Source organism: Celeribacter sp., assembly GCF_048266405.1.
In the GTDB taxonomy this organism is placed as follows: domain Bacteria; phylum Pseudomonadota; class Alphaproteobacteria; order Rhodobacterales; family Rhodobacteraceae; genus Celeribacter.
The window spans coordinates 1-19,581 of sequence record NZ_JBLWZO010000015.1 but is presented as its reverse complement, the minus strand read 5'-3'; the positions used below and the strand labels follow the sequence as shown (position 1 = coordinate 19,581).

18 protein-coding genes are annotated in these 19,581 nt (G+C 55.7%); 9 read left to right on the top strand and 9 right to left on the bottom strand.

Annotated elements, in window-relative coordinates; genetic code table 11:
* Positions 1 to 23 precede the first annotated feature (23 nt).
* From rnk to ACN0TS_RS16830, 4 genes are all read right to left on the bottom strand, one after another.
* On the bottom strand, positions 24 to 461 hold the full coding sequence (gene rnk, locus ACN0TS_RS16845) for a nucleoside diphosphate kinase regulator (RefSeq protein WP_417260530.1): 438 nt from the start codon (positions 459 to 461) through the stop codon (positions 24 to 26).
* A 393-nt stretch (positions 462 to 854) separates the two neighbouring features.
* A complete protein-coding gene (locus tag ACN0TS_RS16840; protein ID WP_417260529.1) occupies positions 855 to 1,898 on the bottom strand; it encodes a response regulator in 1,044 nt (347 codons plus the stop codon).
* Positions 1,891 to 3,669 carry an ATP-binding protein gene (locus tag ACN0TS_RS16835; RefSeq protein ID WP_417260528.1) on the bottom strand — a complete coding sequence of 593 codons (1,779 nt, stop codon included), beginning with the start codon at positions 3,667 to 3,669 and terminating at the stop codon, positions 1,891 to 1,893. Before ACN0TS_RS16835 ends, ACN0TS_RS16840 begins: the two co-directional genes overlap by 8 nt.
* Complete coding sequence (locus ACN0TS_RS16830; RefSeq protein WP_417260527.1) at positions 3,666 to 4,142, bottom strand: molybdopterin-dependent oxidoreductase; 477 nt, start codon at positions 4,140 to 4,142, stop codon at positions 3,666 to 3,668. The genes ACN0TS_RS16835 and ACN0TS_RS16830 overlap by 4 nt, the downstream gene beginning before the upstream one ends.
* Before the next feature lie 423 nt (positions 4,143 to 4,565).
* Between ACN0TS_RS16830 and ACN0TS_RS16825 the strand changes: the two genes are divergently transcribed.
* The 9 genes from ACN0TS_RS16825 to ACN0TS_RS16785 all read left to right on the top strand — a co-directional run bounded on the left by ACN0TS_RS16825 (position 4,566) and on the right by ACN0TS_RS16785 (position 14,709).
* Positions 4,566 to 5,489, top strand: a complete 924-nt coding sequence (locus ACN0TS_RS16825) for a hypothetical protein (protein ID WP_417260526.1) — start codon at positions 4,566 to 4,568, stop codon at positions 5,487 to 5,489.
* A gap of 40 nt (positions 5,490 to 5,529) precedes the next feature.
* Complete coding sequence (locus ACN0TS_RS16820; protein ID WP_417260525.1) at positions 5,530 to 6,636, top strand: hypothetical protein; 1,107 nt, start codon at positions 5,530 to 5,532, stop codon at positions 6,634 to 6,636.
* A 72-nt stretch (positions 6,637 to 6,708) separates the two neighbouring features.
* The gene (locus ACN0TS_RS16815; protein WP_417260524.1) at positions 6,709 to 8,715 is read left to right on the top strand and encodes a VWA domain-containing protein; all 2,007 of its coding nucleotides are present in this window, start codon (positions 6,709 to 6,711) and stop codon (positions 8,713 to 8,715) included.
* A 50-nt stretch (positions 8,716 to 8,765) separates the two neighbouring features.
* Positions 8,766 to 9,518: an SH3 domain-containing protein gene (locus ACN0TS_RS16810; RefSeq protein ID WP_417260523.1), complete on the top strand. Its 753-nt coding sequence runs from the start codon at positions 8,766 to 8,768 to the stop codon at positions 9,516 to 9,518.
* A 169-nt stretch (positions 9,519 to 9,687) separates the two neighbouring features.
* Positions 9,688 to 10,410 carry a hypothetical protein gene (locus tag ACN0TS_RS16805; RefSeq protein WP_417260522.1) on the top strand — a complete coding sequence of 241 codons (723 nt, stop codon included), beginning with the start codon at positions 9,688 to 9,690 and terminating at the stop codon, positions 10,408 to 10,410.
* Positions 10,407 to 10,841: a hypothetical protein gene (locus ACN0TS_RS16800; RefSeq protein WP_417260521.1), complete on the top strand. Its 435-nt coding sequence runs from the start codon at positions 10,407 to 10,409 to the stop codon at positions 10,839 to 10,841. Before ACN0TS_RS16805 ends, ACN0TS_RS16800 begins: the two co-directional genes overlap by 4 nt.
* A complete protein-coding gene (locus ACN0TS_RS16795) occupies positions 10,841 to 13,312 on the top strand; it encodes a hypothetical protein (RefSeq protein WP_417260520.1) in 2,472 nt (823 codons plus the stop codon). The genes ACN0TS_RS16800 and ACN0TS_RS16795 overlap by 1 nt, the downstream gene beginning before the upstream one ends.
* Before the next feature lie 127 nt (positions 13,313 to 13,439).
* Positions 13,440 to 13,865 carry a DUF805 domain-containing protein gene (locus ACN0TS_RS16790; protein WP_417260519.1) on the top strand — a complete coding sequence of 142 codons (426 nt, stop codon included), beginning with the start codon at positions 13,440 to 13,442 and terminating at the stop codon, positions 13,863 to 13,865.
* Between the two features lie 25 nt (positions 13,866 to 13,890).
* Positions 13,891 to 14,709 (top strand): hypothetical protein, encoded by an 819-nt coding sequence (locus tag ACN0TS_RS16785; protein ID WP_417260518.1) that lies wholly within the window; start codon positions 13,891 to 13,893, stop codon positions 14,707 to 14,709.
* 47 nt (positions 14,710 to 14,756) lie between these two features.
* Here ACN0TS_RS16785 and ACN0TS_RS16780 read toward each other — a convergent pair whose 3' ends face one another.
* The 5 genes from ACN0TS_RS16780 to ACN0TS_RS16760 are packed head-to-tail and all read right to left on the bottom strand — an operon-like array spanning position 14,757 to position 19,132.
* Positions 14,757 to 15,452, bottom strand: coding sequence for an ABC transporter ATP-binding protein (locus tag ACN0TS_RS16780; protein WP_417260517.1), 696 nt, complete (start codon positions 15,450 to 15,452; stop codon positions 14,757 to 14,759).
* Entirely contained in the window at positions 15,449 to 16,657 is a 1,209-nt protein-coding gene (locus ACN0TS_RS16775) for an ABC transporter permease (protein WP_417260516.1), read from the bottom strand. Before ACN0TS_RS16775 ends, ACN0TS_RS16780 begins: the two co-directional genes overlap by 4 nt.
* 3 nt (positions 16,658 to 16,660) lie before the next feature.
* Positions 16,661 to 17,824, bottom strand: coding sequence for an efflux RND transporter periplasmic adaptor subunit (locus tag ACN0TS_RS16770; protein ID WP_417260515.1), 1,164 nt, complete (start codon positions 17,822 to 17,824; stop codon positions 16,661 to 16,663).
* 40 nt (positions 17,825 to 17,864) lie between these two features.
* On the bottom strand, positions 17,865 to 18,191 hold the full coding sequence (locus ACN0TS_RS16765; RefSeq protein WP_417260514.1) for a chaperone modulator CbpM: 327 nt from the start codon (positions 18,189 to 18,191) through the stop codon (positions 17,865 to 17,867).
* On the bottom strand, positions 18,188 to 19,132 hold the full coding sequence (locus ACN0TS_RS16760; RefSeq protein ID WP_417260513.1) for a DnaJ C-terminal domain-containing protein: 945 nt from the start codon (positions 19,130 to 19,132) through the stop codon (positions 18,188 to 18,190). The genes ACN0TS_RS16765 and ACN0TS_RS16760 overlap by 4 nt, the downstream gene beginning before the upstream one ends.
* Positions 19,133 to 19,581: the final 449 nt, after the last annotated feature.

Sequence of the window (19,581 nt, the reverse complement as noted above, 5' to 3'; positions counted from 1 at the left end):
AAATGGTTTGACCTCACCCGTTTCTAGTCTTCGGTGTTTGCTTGAGGCTGCGTCACCTCAAGGACCGTCAACGTCCGCCGCTGATCGTCTCGGGTGTCCCAATAAAAACTGGCGCCTTCTGACAGTCCGAGCAGCGCGACGCCGATTGGGGTCACGACCGAAATGCAAAGGTTCGTGATATCGGCCTCCTCAGGATAAACTAGCGTTACGGTTTTTTCCTGTCCGGACATTTCGTCCCGATAGGTGACTGTGCTGCCCATCGTCACAACATTATCGCGCACTTTCGCAGGGGCTACGATACGGGCGCGCCCGATCTCTTCGAGTAGTCGGTCTGCCAGTGCAGGCTGTCGACGCATCATGTTGTCCGCCAACTCTTCGAGGTGGGCGAGATCATCCGCGCTGATCACGACTTTCGGATTGCGCTTGAATGGTTTTTTCGTGGAGTTAGTCGACGTTGACATGGGATGTGCTCCTTTAGACGTAGGAAGGGTGCAAGAATGGCTGCAAGGGTTTGACGAACGAGATACGTGCGAAGATTTGCCTGTCGACGGTGGCGATGTGGGGAATGAACGGCGTTGAATGCTATTTCCCCACTGGCATTTTTATCGCCAGAGCCGCATTTTCAGGACTGTAGGAAGACCCCGGAAGGTTCGTCAGACGCGAACGCGCCTAGACCGCCCGGGGGAAAGGGCGGTTTAGCAAAAGAAACCGGAAATGATTTGCATAGACCATCATGATGATAGAGCTAAGCACACTCCGGTCGATAGTCAATCTCGATAGCTAAACTTAGATTTTCCAGTGTTTTTGTGACCTTTATGGCCCATTTCTCAATGCACTGTGTGGGCCTGATACGCTTATGGCGTTTCAACGACCATTGGCCCTGCAAGGATGAGAGCGATCAGGTCGGTCTGGCGGTTGGTGCCGGTTTTATGGAGCAGGTTGCGGATGTGAAAGGAGATGGTTGTAGGCGACACTCCAAGCGCGTCTGCGACCTCCGATGGACGGGCGCCACGAGAAAGAAGTGCCGCGACATGGGCTTCGGTGGGGGTGAGGTCGAACAGATCGATCAGAAGCTTTTCGGATACCTTTTTGGTCTGTGCAGGTGGCGAGAGAAACAGGGCAAATTGCGGGTCTTCTGGGGTTGGGTTCGCTGGGGTTTCGAGCGTTCCTATAAGGGCGGAAATGGAATGTTCCGTTCCATGCAGCATCACGCCTGTTACCTTTTCCGACTCCGGCACAGCTTCTTTCATATCCGTGACCGCACGGTGAAGGGCGGCATCGCAATCGGGATCGCTTGCGCGAAGTCTATCGTTGCGGATGGAGAAAAACGACGCGTCCTGTGCCATATCCCGCGCTGCGCGGTTGGCATGGATGACACGACCTTCACCATCCAAAAGCACGACCCCGAGCGCAATGAGGTCCAGTACAGGATGCCCTCCGCCACCTGACAGGCCACCCAGAGCACGTCGAAGATTGGCAATTTCAGTGTTCTGCTGCCCTCGAATGCGGTTTACCTGTCGCAACCGCGCGGAAACCGTGGCGAGCAAAAGGTCATAGTCCACGGGTTTGACGAGGTAATCATCTGCTCCTTGCAGCTTACCCTTGATGACTTCCTGCGGCTCCGACATGGCGGTGAGAAATACAAATGGAGTGGCGGCAAGGTCCGGCCTTTCGGTCCGTATGACGGACAGCAACCCATAGCCATCAAGCCTTGGCATGGTGATGTCGCACAACACCAGATCCGGCGTGATGCCCGAGAGAAAGGCCATTGCGGTTTCCCCGTCCTGCGCGGCAAGTGTGCGATATCCGGCCTCTTGCAACTCTTCGAGGATATCACTGCGCAGCGCGGGTTCATCCTCGACCACGAGGATTAGCGGGGCAGGGGGCGTGTCAGTCATGGTGTTCACCTTGTATGCGGGGCAAGCTGAAGCGGAATGTTACCTTGGCTTCATCCTCCTGAAGCAAGTTAACCTCACCACCCTGCATGCGGGCAAGGCTGCGGGCGATGAACAACCCGAGCCCTGTTCCCGATGTGCCAGTGCTGTTGATCCCACGGAAATTTGCGTGGAACAGATGCGCTCGGTCCTCTGGCTCTATCGCGGGACCAAAATTGCTAATGTCGCAATACACCTGTGCCGCGTCGTGATGCAGGGAAATCGTCACGGTGGCCCCCTTCGCGGAATACTTCACCGCGTTGGACAACAGGTTTTCCAACACTTGCTCGGCATGAGCGGGATCGCACAATGCGACGGGATCAAAATTCGGCTCCTGCTGCACCTCAAGGGGCGTGTTTGGCGCTGTGGCCTGTTGGCGGGCGCGTACCATCTCCACCACCTCCGACAGGTTACACAATACGCGCTGTGCGCCGACTTGTTCTGCTTGCAATCGCGCAGTGTCTAATGTGCTTTCCACCAGACGTGTCAGCCCCGCAATTGCGTCACGTGCCCGTGCTGCGCGCTCACTCACTTCTTCCGCATTGGCGCGTTTGCCTCGCCGGATCAGCCTTTGCAGTGCAGAATCCGCCACGGCCAAAGGCGTGCGAAATTGGTGCGAAATCATACCTGCGAAGTTGCGATAAAGGTCTGCGGCGGATCTCTCGCGCGTGAGAGCGTTGTCCAGTTCTCGGGTTCGTTCGGCCACAAGGTGCTCCAGCCGTTCGCGCGTTTCAGCGTCTTTTTGTTGCGCCGCGTGGCGGTCACTGGCGTCATGCATAAACACGATAGCCCCAAGGACATCCTTGCCATCGCGCATGGGGGAAATCTTTAGATCAACGTGTAAGGGCGGGGCATGCACATCGGGGAAGTATGGTTGCAGTGCAAGGGTCGTGGTTTTGCCCTTCAGGGATGCCTGTATCGCTTGCCGCACGGGTGCAATGTTGAAAAACTCTACGATATCGGACAGCTTTCTGCCCACGGCGTGCTCTGCGGGTCGATTGGTCATGGCGGCCATCGCAGGGTTCCAAATGGTGCAAACCCCAGTGTCATCAACGGCGAGAATTCCTTCACCGCTTGAGGAAATCAGAATTTCAGAAAAATCCCGCGCGCGGCGCAACATGCTATTGCGTTGGTGTGACAGACGTAGCGCAAGAAAGAGACTCACGACCAAAACTGCCCCCGTGACCGTAATGCCGATTAGCGAGATGATAATCTGGCGCAGTTGTTCTCTGGAGGTTTCCAACCGCCCGCCGAGATCGTCCCATTCACGGATCATCGTCGTGTTCGCCGCACGGGAAAAGAACGTAGGGAAGGGCGCCAGTTTTTGGCGAAAGGCCTTTGCGTCGGCGATGGTAAAATCCTCCGGCAACGGTTGAATTGTCTCGAGTATGGTGTGCAGTTCGGACAATTGGTCAGAGAGACCAATCTCGGACATGAAGCGCTGCTGCGGCCCACTTTGCAACAGGGCGAAACGACTGCGCAGAAGGTCGAGCCTAAGCGCGATTTCCTCTGTGTCGCCCTCACCCAGTTCCGCGCGCATCGTCGTTTCGATTAATCGCCGCGCTGCGCTTTCGCTCTGGTGCATCACCCACAGCATGTTTTGTTCCGCATTCATGCGGATGTCCGTTTCCACTTTGACCATGCGCAAAAGTGCAAAGCCGAGAAGAACAGCAAAAACCAGAATGGCGATCAACGGCAGGATCAGCCTGAGACCGGAACCGCTGAGCCGTTTCATTTGACCTCGATCTCCATCAGTTGCCAGACCCAGCGATAGTCATATCGGATGTCTTGCAGCTCCGCGTGAGCGTCGCGAGGATAAACAATCCACAGCGGTCCTTTGTCAGCACGATCCAACGCCTCACCGTCCATGCTGTAGGCCACGATGACATCAAATTCCTCAAAGTCGGCAAAGGGAATATCGACGATGTAATCGTTCAGCGCCGTGGCCGTGATTGTCTCCCCAACCGCTTCAAGTTCCGCCAGAAAGTCGCGTAGCAACACGCCAGTGAAATGATGCACCCCGTCTGTCACGACCGTTGAGGTGGTGAGCGTTGTTGCGGGCATGTTCTGAATTTGCGTCATGCTGAAGGACACAGGTGCATTCGCCACCGCACCAGTTACCTGCAAAACGGGTTTATCCTCGGACGCGGCCAAAGGCAGTGCTGAAAGCGCGATCACTTGCAGGCTGGCGACAATAAACATGCGCATTGTGGATCCTCCGAGGTGCGACGTTAGTTCAACAGGCCGCAGCATGAGTTTCAATTCATATCCAATTTTTTTTTACACTCCCCCCTCTGAACGGATGGGGCGGATGAAAATGTCACAGGTTAGGGTGAGCGCGAAATCAATGAGTATTTGCGGTTATGACCAGTCCTGCACCTGCCATCATGCTCATCACTGACGCCAATTGTCATGGGTCCGCTCAGATAAAGTGCGGACACCTGATGGGGTCGTGGGGCGGTGTACCATCCGCAAATCTCAGATCGTCTTTTGCGCCGCCTGCCTTTGCACCGCGACACACGACATTACTGAAGGCGAGACATGATCTGGCGACACAGATCACAATCGGCAAGCATTATTGAGAGATGGAGATTGAAATTGTGGGATTTTAGTATCGGTGGAGCGCTTGGAATGATGGCACGCACACTTCCCTTCATTTTGCTACGAATGGCCGTCTATTTCGGCATTACCTTGGGCTACATCCTCGTCACGGGAATCGGCGCAGGTGTTGGTTGGGGCATAGGCGGTTTTGGCGACGAGGGATTTCGCGCGAGTACAACGATGTGGGGCGGCTTTGCCGGTTTTGGTATTTTCGGCGCGATCATGTATTGGGCGCGTGAATATATCCTCTATATCGTCAAGGCGGGACACATCGCTGTTTTGGTCGAGTTGCTCGACGGCAAGACGATGCCGCAGGGCCGCAGCCAGATCAGCCACGCCACCGCCGTGGTGAAGGAGCGCTTCCCACAGGCCAGCGTGCTTTTCATACTCGATCGGTTGATCATAGGCGTTATTCGCGCGATCACTGGTTTGGTTCGCGGCATTTTCACGATCCTGCCCATTCCGGGTGTGCAGCAGTTGACCAGCATTCTGTCGGCCTTCCTGCGCGTCGCTGTTGGTTTTGTTGATGAGGTGATCCTCGCCTATGCCATTCGCACAGGGTCAGACAATACGTGGATGTCTGCGAAAGAGGCGCTTGTGCTCTACGGGCAGAACTACAAACCCATGCTGAAAAACGCCGCTTGGCTTGCACTGATTGTCTATGGTCTGAGCTTTGTTGTGTTCTTGGTCATGCTCGCTCCTGCCGCTTTGGTTGTTTACCTCATGCCTGGGGCTTGGGCCGCGGGCGGTGTGGTGTTCGCGCTACTCTTTGCGTGGAGCGTCAAAGCCGCACTACTAGAGCCGTTTGCCATCGCATGTATGATGCAGGTCTTTTTCAAAGTGACCGAAGGGCAGCAGCCCAATCCAGAATGGGACGCCAAACTGGAGCAAATGTCTGGCAAATTCCGCAAACTGAAAGACCGTGCATTCGGAGAAAGCCAGACAGCGGCATGAGAAATCTTTTGACCACTATAAATGAAGGCGGAGATTTGTGATGAAAAACCTTTTTTTAACTGCGTTTGCGTTCATTGTGGCCTCAACGGCATCGTTATCAGCCAGCACAACTGTCATTTGTGAAGGCACATACGAATTTTTTAATGGTCAGGATACTGTCACAGCCCTGCCTGGCGAAGCCCCGCCCAATGGCGCGAAGGCCGCCGCGCTTTACAACGCGAACCGAGGCGCGTGGTTGGGTCAATTTATGGGCAAGCCGAAGAGCGAAGGCCTGCACGAGGTCAGGGTGAGCCAGTGTGGACGTCAGTTTATTCTGTCGCAGGGTTCGAAACAGATGCTGTTTTTGCAATCCATCATGGATGACACGTTGTATGTCGCTCAGGACATAGGGACCAATGAGGCAGAATTGACGCTGCGCGTGGTTGATCACAAGATCATGGTCGGCAGCGTTTCCGGCAAGTCACACGGATTTGCGTTCAATATTCCTGTCGCGTTGGACCCGCGCGATGTTTCGATGCCTGATATGAAGGGGTGTTACGACGATCTCGCGCCACATGACACGCCAATGGAAGATCGTCTGATTGTCGATCCAACGCTGCGCGGAGAAGCAATCGACATCGTCGCAGCAAAACTGGGCATTCCGCCGGCTGAAGCGGGCCGCTACATTTCGGCTGCGGAAACCGTGGCCAAAACCCGCCAATCCGATGAGGGCATAACGGAAATCCTTCCGGGTGAGCCAGGCTGTCCTGTCGAGTTAACTGGCGTAAAAACCTGTCGCGTCTATCCGCCAGACACAACAACCACCGTCGAAACCAACGTATTGCTGGATAAAGATGGCCGCCTGCTTCCTGTCAAAGCGCATACGCCGGAGGCCCCGCGTGTTGAGGTGGACGATCCGACGGCTTCGGACATATGCGCGCCACGGCAGACATATCCTCCGGCGGAACAACGCCTGCGTTTCAATTTCTTCGCGATTGATGACGATGGCATCAACGATGTTCAAGCCATGCTCGTGGATGCCAATACTGACCTTGCACAAAAAGCGCATTATGCAACGGGTATGAAAAAGGGCCGCCGAGGAATGTCCGAGGGCGTTGACGAGGCCTATGAGGCCGTCGGCGCCCCTGTGACGGGTCGCCACAAATAAACGAATAGTGGGAACTGCCCTGGGCACTCACTTCGGGGCGCTCTTTGTATTCAGAAGATGAAGGGACGGACTATGAAACTGGTAGCATCAAAATTGGCAATAATGGCCGCCACAGGCGTCATCGCTTACGCGTCTGCGGTACAGGCTGCGGATGATGTTGTGATTGTCTATGATGCCTCTGGCTCCATGTGGGGACAGATCGATGGCACGTCAAAGGTGGAAATCGCGCGCGAGGTCTTGGCCGATCTGGTCAATGATTGGGATGCTGAGACCAATTTGGGCCTTGTGGCCTATGGTCACCGGAGCAAGGGCGATTGCACTGACATCGAAACGCTGATTTCACCCGCTCCTGTGGATCGCGGCAGTTTCATTGACACGGTTAACGCAATTCGGCCCGTCGGAAAAACACCAATTTCCGCCTCGGTCCAACATGCCGCTGATTTGCTGTCTTACCGCGACAATCCTGCGACTGTTGTGCTTATCTCCGATGGGGTTGAGACCTGTAATGCCGATCCCTGCGCGCTATCGGCGCAACTTGCCAAACAGGGCGTGAAATTCACCGCCCATGTCGTCGGTTTTGATCTGGATGATGCTGCACAAGCCAGCCTGTCGTGCATTGCCGACAATACAGGCGGGATGTTTGTTCCCGCGGGCAATGCGGACGAGCTTCACGATGCCTTGGTTCAGGTTCAGGACGCGATGGTGATTGAACCCGAGCCGACTCCCGAACCCGTCGTTCCGCAGGTTATTGTGACTGCCCCAGAACAAGTGACGACAGGTGCTAAGTTTGAGGTGGCTTGGGGCAAAACGATCGACAGCTCTGACTTCATCACCATCGTTCCCGCTGGCTCGGACGAGGGCACGCGGCAGAATCACATCCGCGCCCGCGACGACCTCTCGGGCACGCTGACCGCCCCCGCGACACCGGGCCTCTACGAGGTTCGCTATGTGCTAGACGAAGGAGACAAGACCCTCGGTGTTGCCCCTGTCGAGGTTGTCGAGGCAGGCGTCACCGTGACCGCGCCCGAACAGGTGACAACGGGCGCCACGTTCGATGTGGCTTGGGACAAGACGATCAATGTCTCTGATTTCATCACAATCGTTCCTGCTGGCTCGGACGAAGGGACGCGGCAGAACCACATCCGCGCTCGCGACGACCTCTCGGGCAAACTGACCGCTCCCGCGACACCGGGTCTCTACGAGGTGCGCTATGTGCTGGATGAGGGCGATAAGACCATCGGTTCGGCTATGGTGGAGGTGGTTGAGGCGGGTGTCACCGTGACTGCGCCAGAACAAGTGACCACAGGTGCCTCGTTCGACATCGCGTGGGACAAGACGGTGAACGGCTCTGACTACCTTACAATTGTGCCTGCTGGCTCGGACGAAGGGACGCGACATAACCACATCCGCGCTCGCGACGACCTCTCAGGCGAGCTGACCGCTCCCGCGACACCCGGCCTCTATGAGGTGCGCTATGTGCTGGACGAAGGCAACAAGACCATCGGCATGGCCATGGTCGAGTTGATCGAGCCGGAGATGGGCATTTCAGGCCCCGGTATTGTTCGTGCAGGAACGCAGGTTGATATCAAGTGGGCATCGGCCATCAATGGCAGTGACTACGTGACCATTGTCCCCGCAGGTGCGGATGAAGGGACGCGCCACACCCACTTGCGGGTGCACGACAAGACGGAAGGCCGCCTGAAGGCTCCCGATGAAACGGGGCTCTACGAAATCCGCTATGTGCTGGATCAGGGCAATAAAACCCTAGCGAGTGCGTCACTGGAAGTCGTCGGAGCGGATGCGCCGCTCGATGACGGGGCAGGGCTATCGGCGCCTGAGACGGCATCAACAGGAGAGGTGATCACCGTGACATGGACGGGCAGCGGTGAAGGGGCCGATCAGCGAATTGCGTTGGCCCACAAGGATCAGCCCGATTTCAGCTGGATCTCCGCGCAAAAAGTTGGCGAGGGCAAAAGCATGGAGCTGACAATGCCTGACGAGCCAGGGCTTTACGAAGTTCGCTATCTGGACATCACGAATCGGGAACTTCTAGGGCGATCTGTTGTCGAGGTGAAATGATGCGTAGCGTTTTTAGGTGGGGCACACTGTTCTGTGCCCTAGCAAGTTCTGTGACCGTGGCGTACGCCGAGATTGACGGACACGGACCCGACGCATGGCGTGTGACGGGCGTGGCCGACAATGACATGCTGAACATGCGGATGGGACCAGGGACGGACTATCTGGTGATCGACAGCCTGCCTCCCAAAGCGCGCGGGCTGGAACAGATCACCTGTGTGCCGCTGATGATACCTTCGATCTATAATCGCCTCACCGAGGCGCAGCTCGACAGCCTGCCACAGCGTTGGTGCCTCATGCGCACAGGCGATTTCACCAAGGCCGGTTGGGTCGCACAACGCTTCTTGGAGCCGGACTGGGGACATGCCGATGCCGATGCCGATGCCGATGCCGATGCCGATGCCGATGATGCTGTGGTTCATATTACTGGCGATGCAATGATCGACAATGCGGCCCGTTTGGTGAGTGATCTGTACGCCACCTTTGAGGAGCAGGGCAGCGCGGCGGAAAACCCCTTCGGGCCAAGGCTGGCACCGCAATACTTCTTCGCCGCTATTGTTCCCGATTTGGCAGGGCACGGGGGTGATGTGCTTTATGATGCGCAGGATTTTCAGGGTGAAATCACGCAAATTGCACCTGATCCCGATCACCCGATGCTACGCGGCATGATCACTATCAATGTGGATTTCACCAATTTTGGCCAAACCAATCGCGCGGTGTTTTCCCTCAGACCAGACACCGACCAACTTGGTGCGCCGATCCGAATATTCCGTGTTGAACATAAGGAATGGAGCTTTCCGCAATGAGGCTTTGTGAAGAAACGGGCGCGCTTTCGGATGGCCCGCCTTTTTGCCCTTGATGAACAGGATAAAATTCCCGCCAAAGCAACAACGTGACGATGCACGTTGTGTTTTGGTTTACCCTTAAAACCTGCAACATTTGAACTTTGGTTGCGGCCAGAAAAGAGAAATTTCCATGAACCTTATTCTCAGAACTGCCCTATTATACGTGGCGTTTCTTTTTTCTGCCTCGGCTTCCGTGGGCGAAAACCCCGCACCAGAACAACCAGAGCTGCATTTCGTCCTTTCCCTGATTGACGATAAGTGCGCGGCCGACGGCATTCCCAAAGAGGCCTGCAGCTGTCACCGTGACCTCTTCTCCGACAAGGTGATATCTAAAACGTCAAATCCTGACTTGATCCGAACGGTCGCGATGATGCTTGCCATGGAAACGCTGGATCAAAACGAGTTGATGGCATTTGCACAAGAGACCGACCCCGCAACCATGCAAGAGGCTACCCATATTATTTTCGGGATCAGCCTCGCGCTAGAACGTTGTAACGATCAGGCGGACGCTGAAATTAAAGCTGCGAAAGCAGCGGAAACGGCCGCGACCATGCCGACAGGCAGCGATCCCCGAACCCGTTTCGTGCGCCAATGCGCGTCCCAAAACGGCAAACTCGGGCTTTGTGAATGTATTGCCGATAAAATGCTCGAACAACTGGACCCGATGGAACTAGACGTTCTTGTTGACCTCAAAGCCGCTGATGCGCAAGGCAAAGACGCAATGGCCGCCCTCGCGGAGGAACGCGGCATGACTGTGGAGGACGCCGAGCAGGCCCTTATGATGATGTCTGGGCGGATTAGCATAGCAATGATGTCCATCGACCCGATTGCCTGTGCAAAGGCCTCCCAATGAGACGTTTTTTCCCTGCACTTCTGATCATACTTGCGCCATTCGGCCTCTGGGCACACGGCTATGACGAGTTCACCCCGCTTGATCCCTCCCTCAGAGCGGCTTTGATTGACATACTCGTTTCAGCTACCGAGGAGGAGGATTTCACGCGACACGTTGATCCAGAGATGCCGGGCGCAACAGACACGGTTGAAGGCATCCTTGACAGCCTCGACCCTGCCGTCCTTTCCGAACTTGCCACACAGCTCCGTGCGCGCGCCGGCGTTACGGACCCCGCACGTCTGCCCGATAGTATCATCCTGCCACTCTTCTATGATCTCGATGACTTCATCGACCATTACAAAGAACATGGCCACGGACCAAACGGAGACGATGCGGCCAGTGCCGATTACCTGAGCCTTCAAACCCTCCTGAAAGCACTTGAGGTGAAATGATGCCCATTGCGAGTTTCTCACGCATCATTGCTTTGGCCGCCACTCTTTGCAGCGGTAGCGCCTATGCCCAATCGCCTGCAGGCGACCCTTGGGTTTTCATTGTTCACGAGGGCGACACGCAACCCGCTTGGCAGAAAGTCCTGCCTTTGGGTGATGCTACGGACGAATATTACTACGGTATGATGACATCCATGACGAGTTGGCGTGCTGGCCCGTCCGGCGAGGAAAGCTTTTTCAATTGGATCGCAGAACACCAACAGGCATGGGACACAATCGAGGGGTGCTATGGCCAGCCTCTCAAGAAGGATACGATGGTGCTGTCCGGACAGAGCTTTGACCTCGGGTTTGACTGGATGATTGACAAACTTGGTGGTGATGGCGCACTCAGCATGCGTCCCGTGGGCCCTCGGGTGGAAGCGGCCTTGATTGGTGTTGAGACACCCGGCGGGCAGGCTAACTACATCACGTGTTCAAAAACGGGCGTGATGAGCGTCACAAATATCGGCGCTGATAGCGCCAATCGAATTTCCGTCGGGCCTGCGGCGAATGCGCTGACCAAGCACATGCCTACCCTCCAACTCAGCGCAACGCATGAGCTAGGGCATGTTCTCCAGAACAATCTGTACCCCAAGGCCAGCAAACCGTCAGCTATGTCAAATGCACGCTGGATCACCGAAGGCGCAACCGATGCCGTGGCCGTCACCCATACTCAGGAACTATATGGTGGGAAGGATTATTTTGGTCCTTACGCTAACAAATATTATCGCCGCTTTTTCCTATCGCGCGCCTACAACATCCCTCTGAACCATCCACATCAAACGCAATCGAAAGCCGGCCAAGCGGGAAGCAAACAGGAGCAGCTTCTGGCAAATATAGAGACGAAAACGCTCGATCTACTCGACTACCAAACCAACGGTTTCTGGTTCCATATTTTGGAGCGTTACCTAAATGGGAATCCCAATGGGTTGACCTCACTTTACAAGAGCATGTCCAGCGCCGCTGTAGCACAAAATGCCACCCTGCTCGTCGATAAATGGCTTGATGGAATCGACGGTAAACTTAAGGGGCTCGAGCATGTCTTCCCGCAGTTCCTGACCGAGTACGCCAGTTGGCCCTCGCACCGTTTTGAGGGTCACATGTCCGAGGACAAGTGGCTCAGACTTGGCTTTGGCAACTGCGTTGAGATCCATATACCTGCCGGAGCGAGTAGTGCTAAAACGACTTTCCAACTCGCGGAATACGCTGGTGCTTGCATTAAAATCAGCGTGGACCAAGTCACCACGCTGTTACACCCCGATATACAGATTCGATTTGCCGGACCGAATGACTTGGTCGACGACATCTATCTTGGCTGGGCCAAGGGCAATCACTTCAACGGCGCGCCTGCTGCTAAGGATTGTTACGAGATGACTGAAACCGTAGGGGGCATTGCTCCCTGCCTGTTGCCGCCGAGCGATGGCACTTCGGCCGCGCAGTACCAGCGTTACTTCTTCCTTCCCAAAATACAGCAAGTGGGGCCGCGCCAAGACACGGAGTTCCTCCTGATCGCTTCTTGGGTTCCTAGCACAAGCGCAGACACGAAACGGAATTTCCGCGTCGAGGATATTGAGATTACAGTCTCGCTAGACAAGGGAGGTCTTGCCGCAGGCGGATCTGGCGCCTCCAAGAAACCCGCCGAGACCAACTATGCCACAAAACAGGGCCGTGGGCCTGTGACAGCAGAAGGAGAAAAAAATCCCAGTGAGGCTTCCATGCGTGATTTGTTTACCGGAAATGTTGAGAACATGCCCGGCGTATCGCAGATCATGGCAAACACCCTGCTCAAGCAGACCGAAGGAGCAATCACGGTGAAACCTGATGCTGAGGAGGGTCAATCAAGCGGCGGGCAAACTCAGGTTTCGTTTCTTTTCAAAACACCGCTCGAACCAGGCCATATCGGTCCGGTCGAGATTTATGCGATGTCCGAAGGTGGGGGGCGTATGGGCATACAAAACCCGTCCAAGAACAGCAGTTTCATCATCGAGGAATATACCGCTGAAACCCTACGCTTTCGCGGCGTTGCAGAGGTGTGTGAGGGCAGCATCACCTCGCTGATGTCCGCTGGATCAAGCTCGGACCTTTGCAAGATATTCCCGCCAAAACGCTACGAGGCAACTGGTGCAATCGCCTTTCCAACAGCTCGGAATACCCATAGCCGCCTTAAGCAGCCTCCACCCTCCGAGGCATACCGCAATTATCAGGATATCCGGCTCGCCCGTCTCGAGGAGCGTTTCGGTCTCTCTGGCACGATGAGCGGCAATCCAACGTCTGAGGCGGATAACAGCGGCAATGCATCTGGTATTGGCACAACATCGAAGCAACGCGCCGCGCCCAACTGCGATTGTGGCTGCACGTCGGCGCAAAGAACCTCCGGCAACATCCAGTGCATGTTGCTGTGTGGCAAGGCGTGGAAGCAATGTAACGCACCATAAGATCAACCTTTCCCCTCTGAACAGAGGGGGCGGGAACAGGGTGATGTGACTATGAATATTGCATTGGCCTCGCAAATGAGTAGCGCCCCCAATGGGTGTAGAGTGACCTGAGTGAAAGGAGTTTTTCATGAACTTTCAAACGGCGGTGAAAACCTGTCTGACCGAAAAATACGCGACCTTTTCAGGACGTGCGAGCCGATCTGAATATTGGTGGTTTGTTCTGGCCTATGTGATTGGTGCGGTGATCATATCGCTTCTGGGCATTGGGCTTCTATCCATAGTCTACACTCTTGCACTTATCGTTCCCGCCGCAGCGGCGGGGTCGCGGCGACTTCAAGATACCGGACGGAAAGGCTGGCTCATCTTTATCCCCGTGGGATTGGGCGTGATCAGTATGATTTTGATGCCATCGGTGCCAGTCATCGAGGATGATCAAATGATGCAGCTTCCGGATATGGGAAGCATGGGCCTAATGGCCCTCCTCACTTTCGTGCAACTGTTCGTGGGTCTCGTGTTTTTGTGGTGGTTGACCCGTCCGTCAAAGCCTGAGTGAGCGCAACGCAGAGGAGGGGACGAAAATGAAAAACTTGATCATGGCCAGTGCGGTCATCGCTTTGATCGGCAGCGCAGCCGTCGCTCAATCGAATAATGGGGAGTGTGGTGCCCCCTCCGACACCTCTCTGTCCTCACTCGCGGGACCTTGGTCTCTCAGCCAAGGCCCAGGAGCCGCGTTTGCGGTGGCACCGGGTTTAGGTGCCACTGCTCTGAAGTTGCCTGCGCACCCAACACAATCCGTGGAACTGACATTCACTGACATGCAGCCATTCGGTATGATCAGCGCACAGGGCCAAAGTATGGTGATGATGCCGGCAGGGTCCGAGCCGACACGCACCCAGATCGCGACGATGAGCGAGGAGGATGGACTCCAGCCGCTCGACAGCGAAGGAGAGGACTGTGGTTGGTCCCTGATGCCGTCGTTCCTCGCGACGACGTCCTACGTCTTACAGAATACTGAACCATCCGGCCCTAGCCTGAAGGATTTATTCATCAAGGCTACTTCAGGTGTGCAAGGCGGCAACCCGATACTTTCCATCGGTGTATGCGAGAATACGTCGACACTCGAGTCGTTGGAAAAGGTTATAAAGGTCGAAGATACAGAAGCCATGTTCGGCTTTGTGAACCACACGCCCGACGGACCTGTCAATGTCGTGACCACGGTCGCCACAAATAAAAAGCTTTGTGACAAGTACAATGCCAAAGCGCAGACAGGAGACATGCAAATGTTGCTCTATCTGCAATTTAGCAGCCCAAATTCCGCTTCGGGCATCCTGTCTTTCAAGGGTGAAATGAACGGAAATCAATTCTCAGCACGAGCGCCTGTCATCCTGTCACGCTGAATACCCGTTTGTTGAGGTGGAGCAGCAACCATTCGAGCGACATCGCATTAAGTGGCAATTCGTCCGTCTTTGATTTCTATGCGGTAATCGCATAGTGCCGCGATTTTCTCGTCGTGGGTTGAGATGAGAAAGGTTGTTTTCTCTTCTTCATTCACCGCCCTGAGGAGGTCCATCACTTGGCGGGCGGAGGCGCTATCAAGGTTGCCTGTCGGCTCGTCGGCAAGGATGAGTTCGGGGGTGTTCATGAGGGCTCTTGCAACGGCGACGCGTTGTTTTTGACCACCAGACAGCTTTGTGGCGCGGTAGTTTACACGATCACTCAAACCGACCCGTTCAAGGAGGTCTTTGCCCCGTTGCCGCGCATCAGAGCTTTCGGTGCCTGCGCGGACGGCGGTGGGGAAAATGACATTCTCCAACGCCGTGAAATCCGGCAGCAGATTGTGAAACTGGAACACAAAGCCGATATGCTGATTGCGAAACTCCGTCAAAGTCGCGTCACTTGCATCAAACAGATCCTGTCCCAACATTTCGAAGGTGCCGGAACTCGGCCTTAGCAGTGTGCCCAGAATATTGAGCAGCGTACTTTTCCCCGAGCCAGACACCCCAAGCAAAGCGATCATGCCACCCTTTGGAAGGGTCAGGTTCAGCCCCTTCAAGACACGCGTGGCTGTATCGCCCGTACCGTAGGTTTTGGTGAGATCGCGCAGCTCCAGAAGGGGCGCGGAGGTCTGTGATTGGGTCATTGTCCGATGGCCTCCACAGGGTCGATCCGTGACGCGGCGCGGGCGGGAAGCAGGGCGGCCAAGGTGGCGCCAATCGCGGTGAGAACGATGGCCAGACCGATGGACCCTTGGGCGACATCAATCGGCAGTTGCCCCGCCTTCGCTATGTCATCGGGCGTCAAAGGGGTCAGCACCGCAAGGCCCAAAACAGACCCGAAGACCCCGCCGAGAAGGCCTATCATTGATCCCTGCATCACAAAGACGAACAGGATGAAGCCCTGACTGGCGCCCATTGCGCGCATGATGCCGATTTCCGGCCGCCGTCGGTAGGTCGACAACATCAGCGACGATGCCACGCCGATCACGATTGTGACCAGAGCAAAAGATTTCAAAATCAAACCCGTGTTCGATTGCGCTTTTAGACCTTCATAGAGTTGCTCCGCCGCCTCGGTCCAAGGTTCGGCATCAAGCCCTGTCATGTCTTCGATCCGTTTCGCGACGCGGTCGGCGTCGTAAAGATCGGTCAATTTCAACTCGATCCGCGACACTGCATTGGGGATGTTAAACAGGCTCCGCGCCGTGCCGATATTGATATAGGCGGAGGCGGAATCCACCTGTCCCGCGCCTGTGAAAAAAATCCCCGTCACGCGCAACGTCGTCGTCACTCCCGCATTGGTTCGGAGTGTTACGGGACTGTCGATGGACAGGTTCATGTCAGCGGCCAAAGTCGCACCAATCAGCAATCCGTCCCCAGACAGCTCAAGTGTGCCACGTTGAAGATAGGTCTCGAACGGGATGATCGCAGTAACGTCCTTGGGGGCAAGTCCGGTCACGCTCACCTGACGCACCCGCTCACCGCGCACGAGAACGCCTGCGCCTTTGATCTGAACCGAGCTTGCAACCACACTCGGGAGCGTGTTGATCACCGAGAGAAATGGCGCCGCGTCGATGATGCCCGTTTCGGCACGGGTGGACTTTTGCCGTGCGAGAAGCACGGTTGCCTGCGTGTCTGTGTCCAGTAGGGGGAGGTCGGGGTCTTCGGCAGCGACTGTCACATGCGCAAGGCTGCCCAATGTGCGATTGACCATCAGGTCGGCCAACCCGCCGATGAGGGCGCTCATGAAGATGAAGATGAAAACAGCAACAGCTACGCCAAAGACCAACAGCCCCGTCTGCGCCAGATTGGACGTCAGGTAGCGCAGCGCGATCTTGAAGCCATAGCGCATCGCTTATTTCCCCACGCCCGACGTATCCTCTCGCGCGATGGCGTCACCATCCGTGAGACCGTCAGGGGATAGCACCACGATGTCGCCCACAGACAGACCCGTCACAACTTCCACCCGTTCTGCGGGCCAGTCGATGAAGGTAATTGGGGTCAAGACGGCCTTGCCGTCACGCAGGGTAAAGACAGCGGTGCCACTGTTGTTTTCGACAAAAGCGCTGCGGGGGACGGTCACGGCATTATCGACGGCCTCAATCAAGATGTTGGCGACGGTTGTCAGCCCGATTTGCGCATCAATGGGCGCATCAAATGACAGCTTCACCCGCAGGCTCCCTGTCACTTCGTCCACCTCTGAGGCCACGTAGGACACGACACCATTCACAATGTCGGAACGGCCCGCCAATTGCATCTGTGCGCTCTGGCCAACGCGAACCTCACCCGCGTAGATTTCGTCGATCTGCACATCGACGTGCAGGTTTTCGATATCGGCAATGCGCATCAAAACCTGTGACGGCGATACAAGATCGCCGCGATCAACGTAGCTGTTCAACACAATACCCGTAATCGGCGCGGGGATTTGGTAATCCGCCAAGGCCAGTTGCGCTTGGTCCCGCGCGGCCTCAAGTCGCTCCACGTCAAGACGCGCTGCGTTAAACGCGCGCTCCGCATTTTCGACGGCAACGGAGGAGATGGACGTGCCGAGCGCCACGGCGCGATCACGTTCGCCGCGCGCGCTTTGCAGGGCCAGACGTGCCGTCTCCAAAGCGGCCTCGGCTTGCCTCACGATGGCCTTTTGTTGGGTATCATCCAGAACAATAAGAGCTTCACCCGCCTCAACGCGCGCTCCCTCTTGTGCGTTGACTGATAAAACACGCGCCGAGACCGACGCGACGACATCCGCATATTCATCCGTTGCAGAGCGCCCGCTTACAGCCAGAACCCGCTGAACTGGCCCCGACGCGAGCGTTTCCACAGCCACAACAGGTGTGCCTCCGCCGCCCGAGAAAACCCATCCCGCCACGGCAATTGCCACCACGGCAATGGCCCCACCGATGATCGTCGCAGGCTTTGTACGTCGTGAGTGTTTTTGATCGGGGACCACCACCAAACTGTTGGCTCCATCGGAGGACACCGTTTGGGGCTGATCGTGACGTATCTTATCTTTCACCATTGGGGCCTCGGTTTGGAACGCCCAATTCGACCTGCGCTCATCACTGTTTCATTGCCGTAATGACGCTACTGTGCAGCTCTGGTGGCAACTTGTCTATCGCGCGCGCAATCGTCGCAAGATCCTGTCGCGCCGCATGCAACTGGTCAATGAGCGAGATCACAATCTCAAGCGCTGTGTCATCGAGTTCGAGATCATGGGACAGATCGCATAATAACTCCAACCGCGCGATATCGACACGACGGAAGATATATCCCGCGTCCCCTCGTTCGGGTCGGACCAGTTCGCTTTCGACAAAGCTCACAAGCTGGCGCCGTGTCAGCCGCGTTACGGTGGTGACAACCTCGTCTTCTGAATATCTATCCGTCATGAGTTGGTCCCCTTCATCAAATCAGCACGCGGATCGAAGCTATGCGTTTTGCGCCATTCCGTGAAAAAGTCGCGCAGGCTGTCGTCAATCTCGGGCGGTGTAACAATTTTCAGCTCAACCCTTTGATCACCCTTGGCTTTGCGCTTTGCGTTGGCAATGCCACGCCCCCGCAATCGCAATGTCTGGCCAGAACTTGCGCCCACAGGGATCGTGAGCCCCACAGGGCCGTCAATGGTTGGTGCCGTGACCTTGCCACCGAGAACCGCCTCGTCGATGGTGATTGACAACGTAATCAGGATATCATCCCCCTCACGGCGAAACACCGGATGCGACCCCACCATAACAGTGATAAGCGCATCTCCCGCAGGACCGCCCCCATATCCAGCAGCACCCTTGCCGCGCAACCGAAGTGTCTGGCCGTCCTCGGTGCCCTGTGGAATCTTAACCGCAAGGCTTTGCCCATCGGGCAATGTGATCCGTGTTTCCGCTCCTCGTGCGGCATCCAGAAAGGCCACGTTGAGCGAATAGCGCGCATCGGCACCGCGCGCGGAAAAGCCTCGCTCGCCATAGTCGCCACGCCCAGATCGCCCGCCATTGCGCAAAATGTCCGCGAAGATATCTGCGGGATCGACATCCGGTCCGAATCCGCGACCCTGTTGGTAGGTGTTGTCGGACGCGTCCGAGAAATCACGGTAATACTGGCGCGGCGGACGCTCTGCGCCGAGCCCGTCGATTTCTCCGGCATCAAAGCGCGCACGGGTTTTGGAATCTTTTAAAATCTCGTAAGCGCCCGTGATCTCTTTGAAACGCGCTTCGGCCCCCGCGTCATCCGGGTTCAAATCCGGATGGCACGTTCGTACCTGTTTTCGGTAAGCTTTCTTAATTTCATCAGCCGTTGCAGCCTTGGTCAGACCAAGGATTTCATACGGATCATTAGACATCCAAGCCTCCTGTTCGACGAGCGATACATGTTAAAGCAGACCGTCCGCGAATGTGGGTTTATTTACGACAACATGTCACGAAACCGCGCCCGATGTCCGTGATCCAAGTCAATGTGGAGTTGTTGCGAACAGAAGGCCGCGACAGCGCCAATTGCCTAACTTGTGGGGAGTAAAAGCGAAATGTAACAGAAGAGGTCCCGAGGGGCTGTTTTGGTATATTATTGATTTTAACAGATAATTTTCGGGTAGCGTTGTGTGTTGTCACAGGGTGTGACACGGGTATTGTTTAAAATCAATGACTTACAGTTTGTCACATGCCACACCTAGGAATGTATATCATGCGCATATGTGTGCGTGCGCGTGTGTGTATGCGTGTGTGTGTATACGTATATATTTATATCTGTGACTTGTGACAGATATATATAAATAGTTTCTTACTCATTGATTTA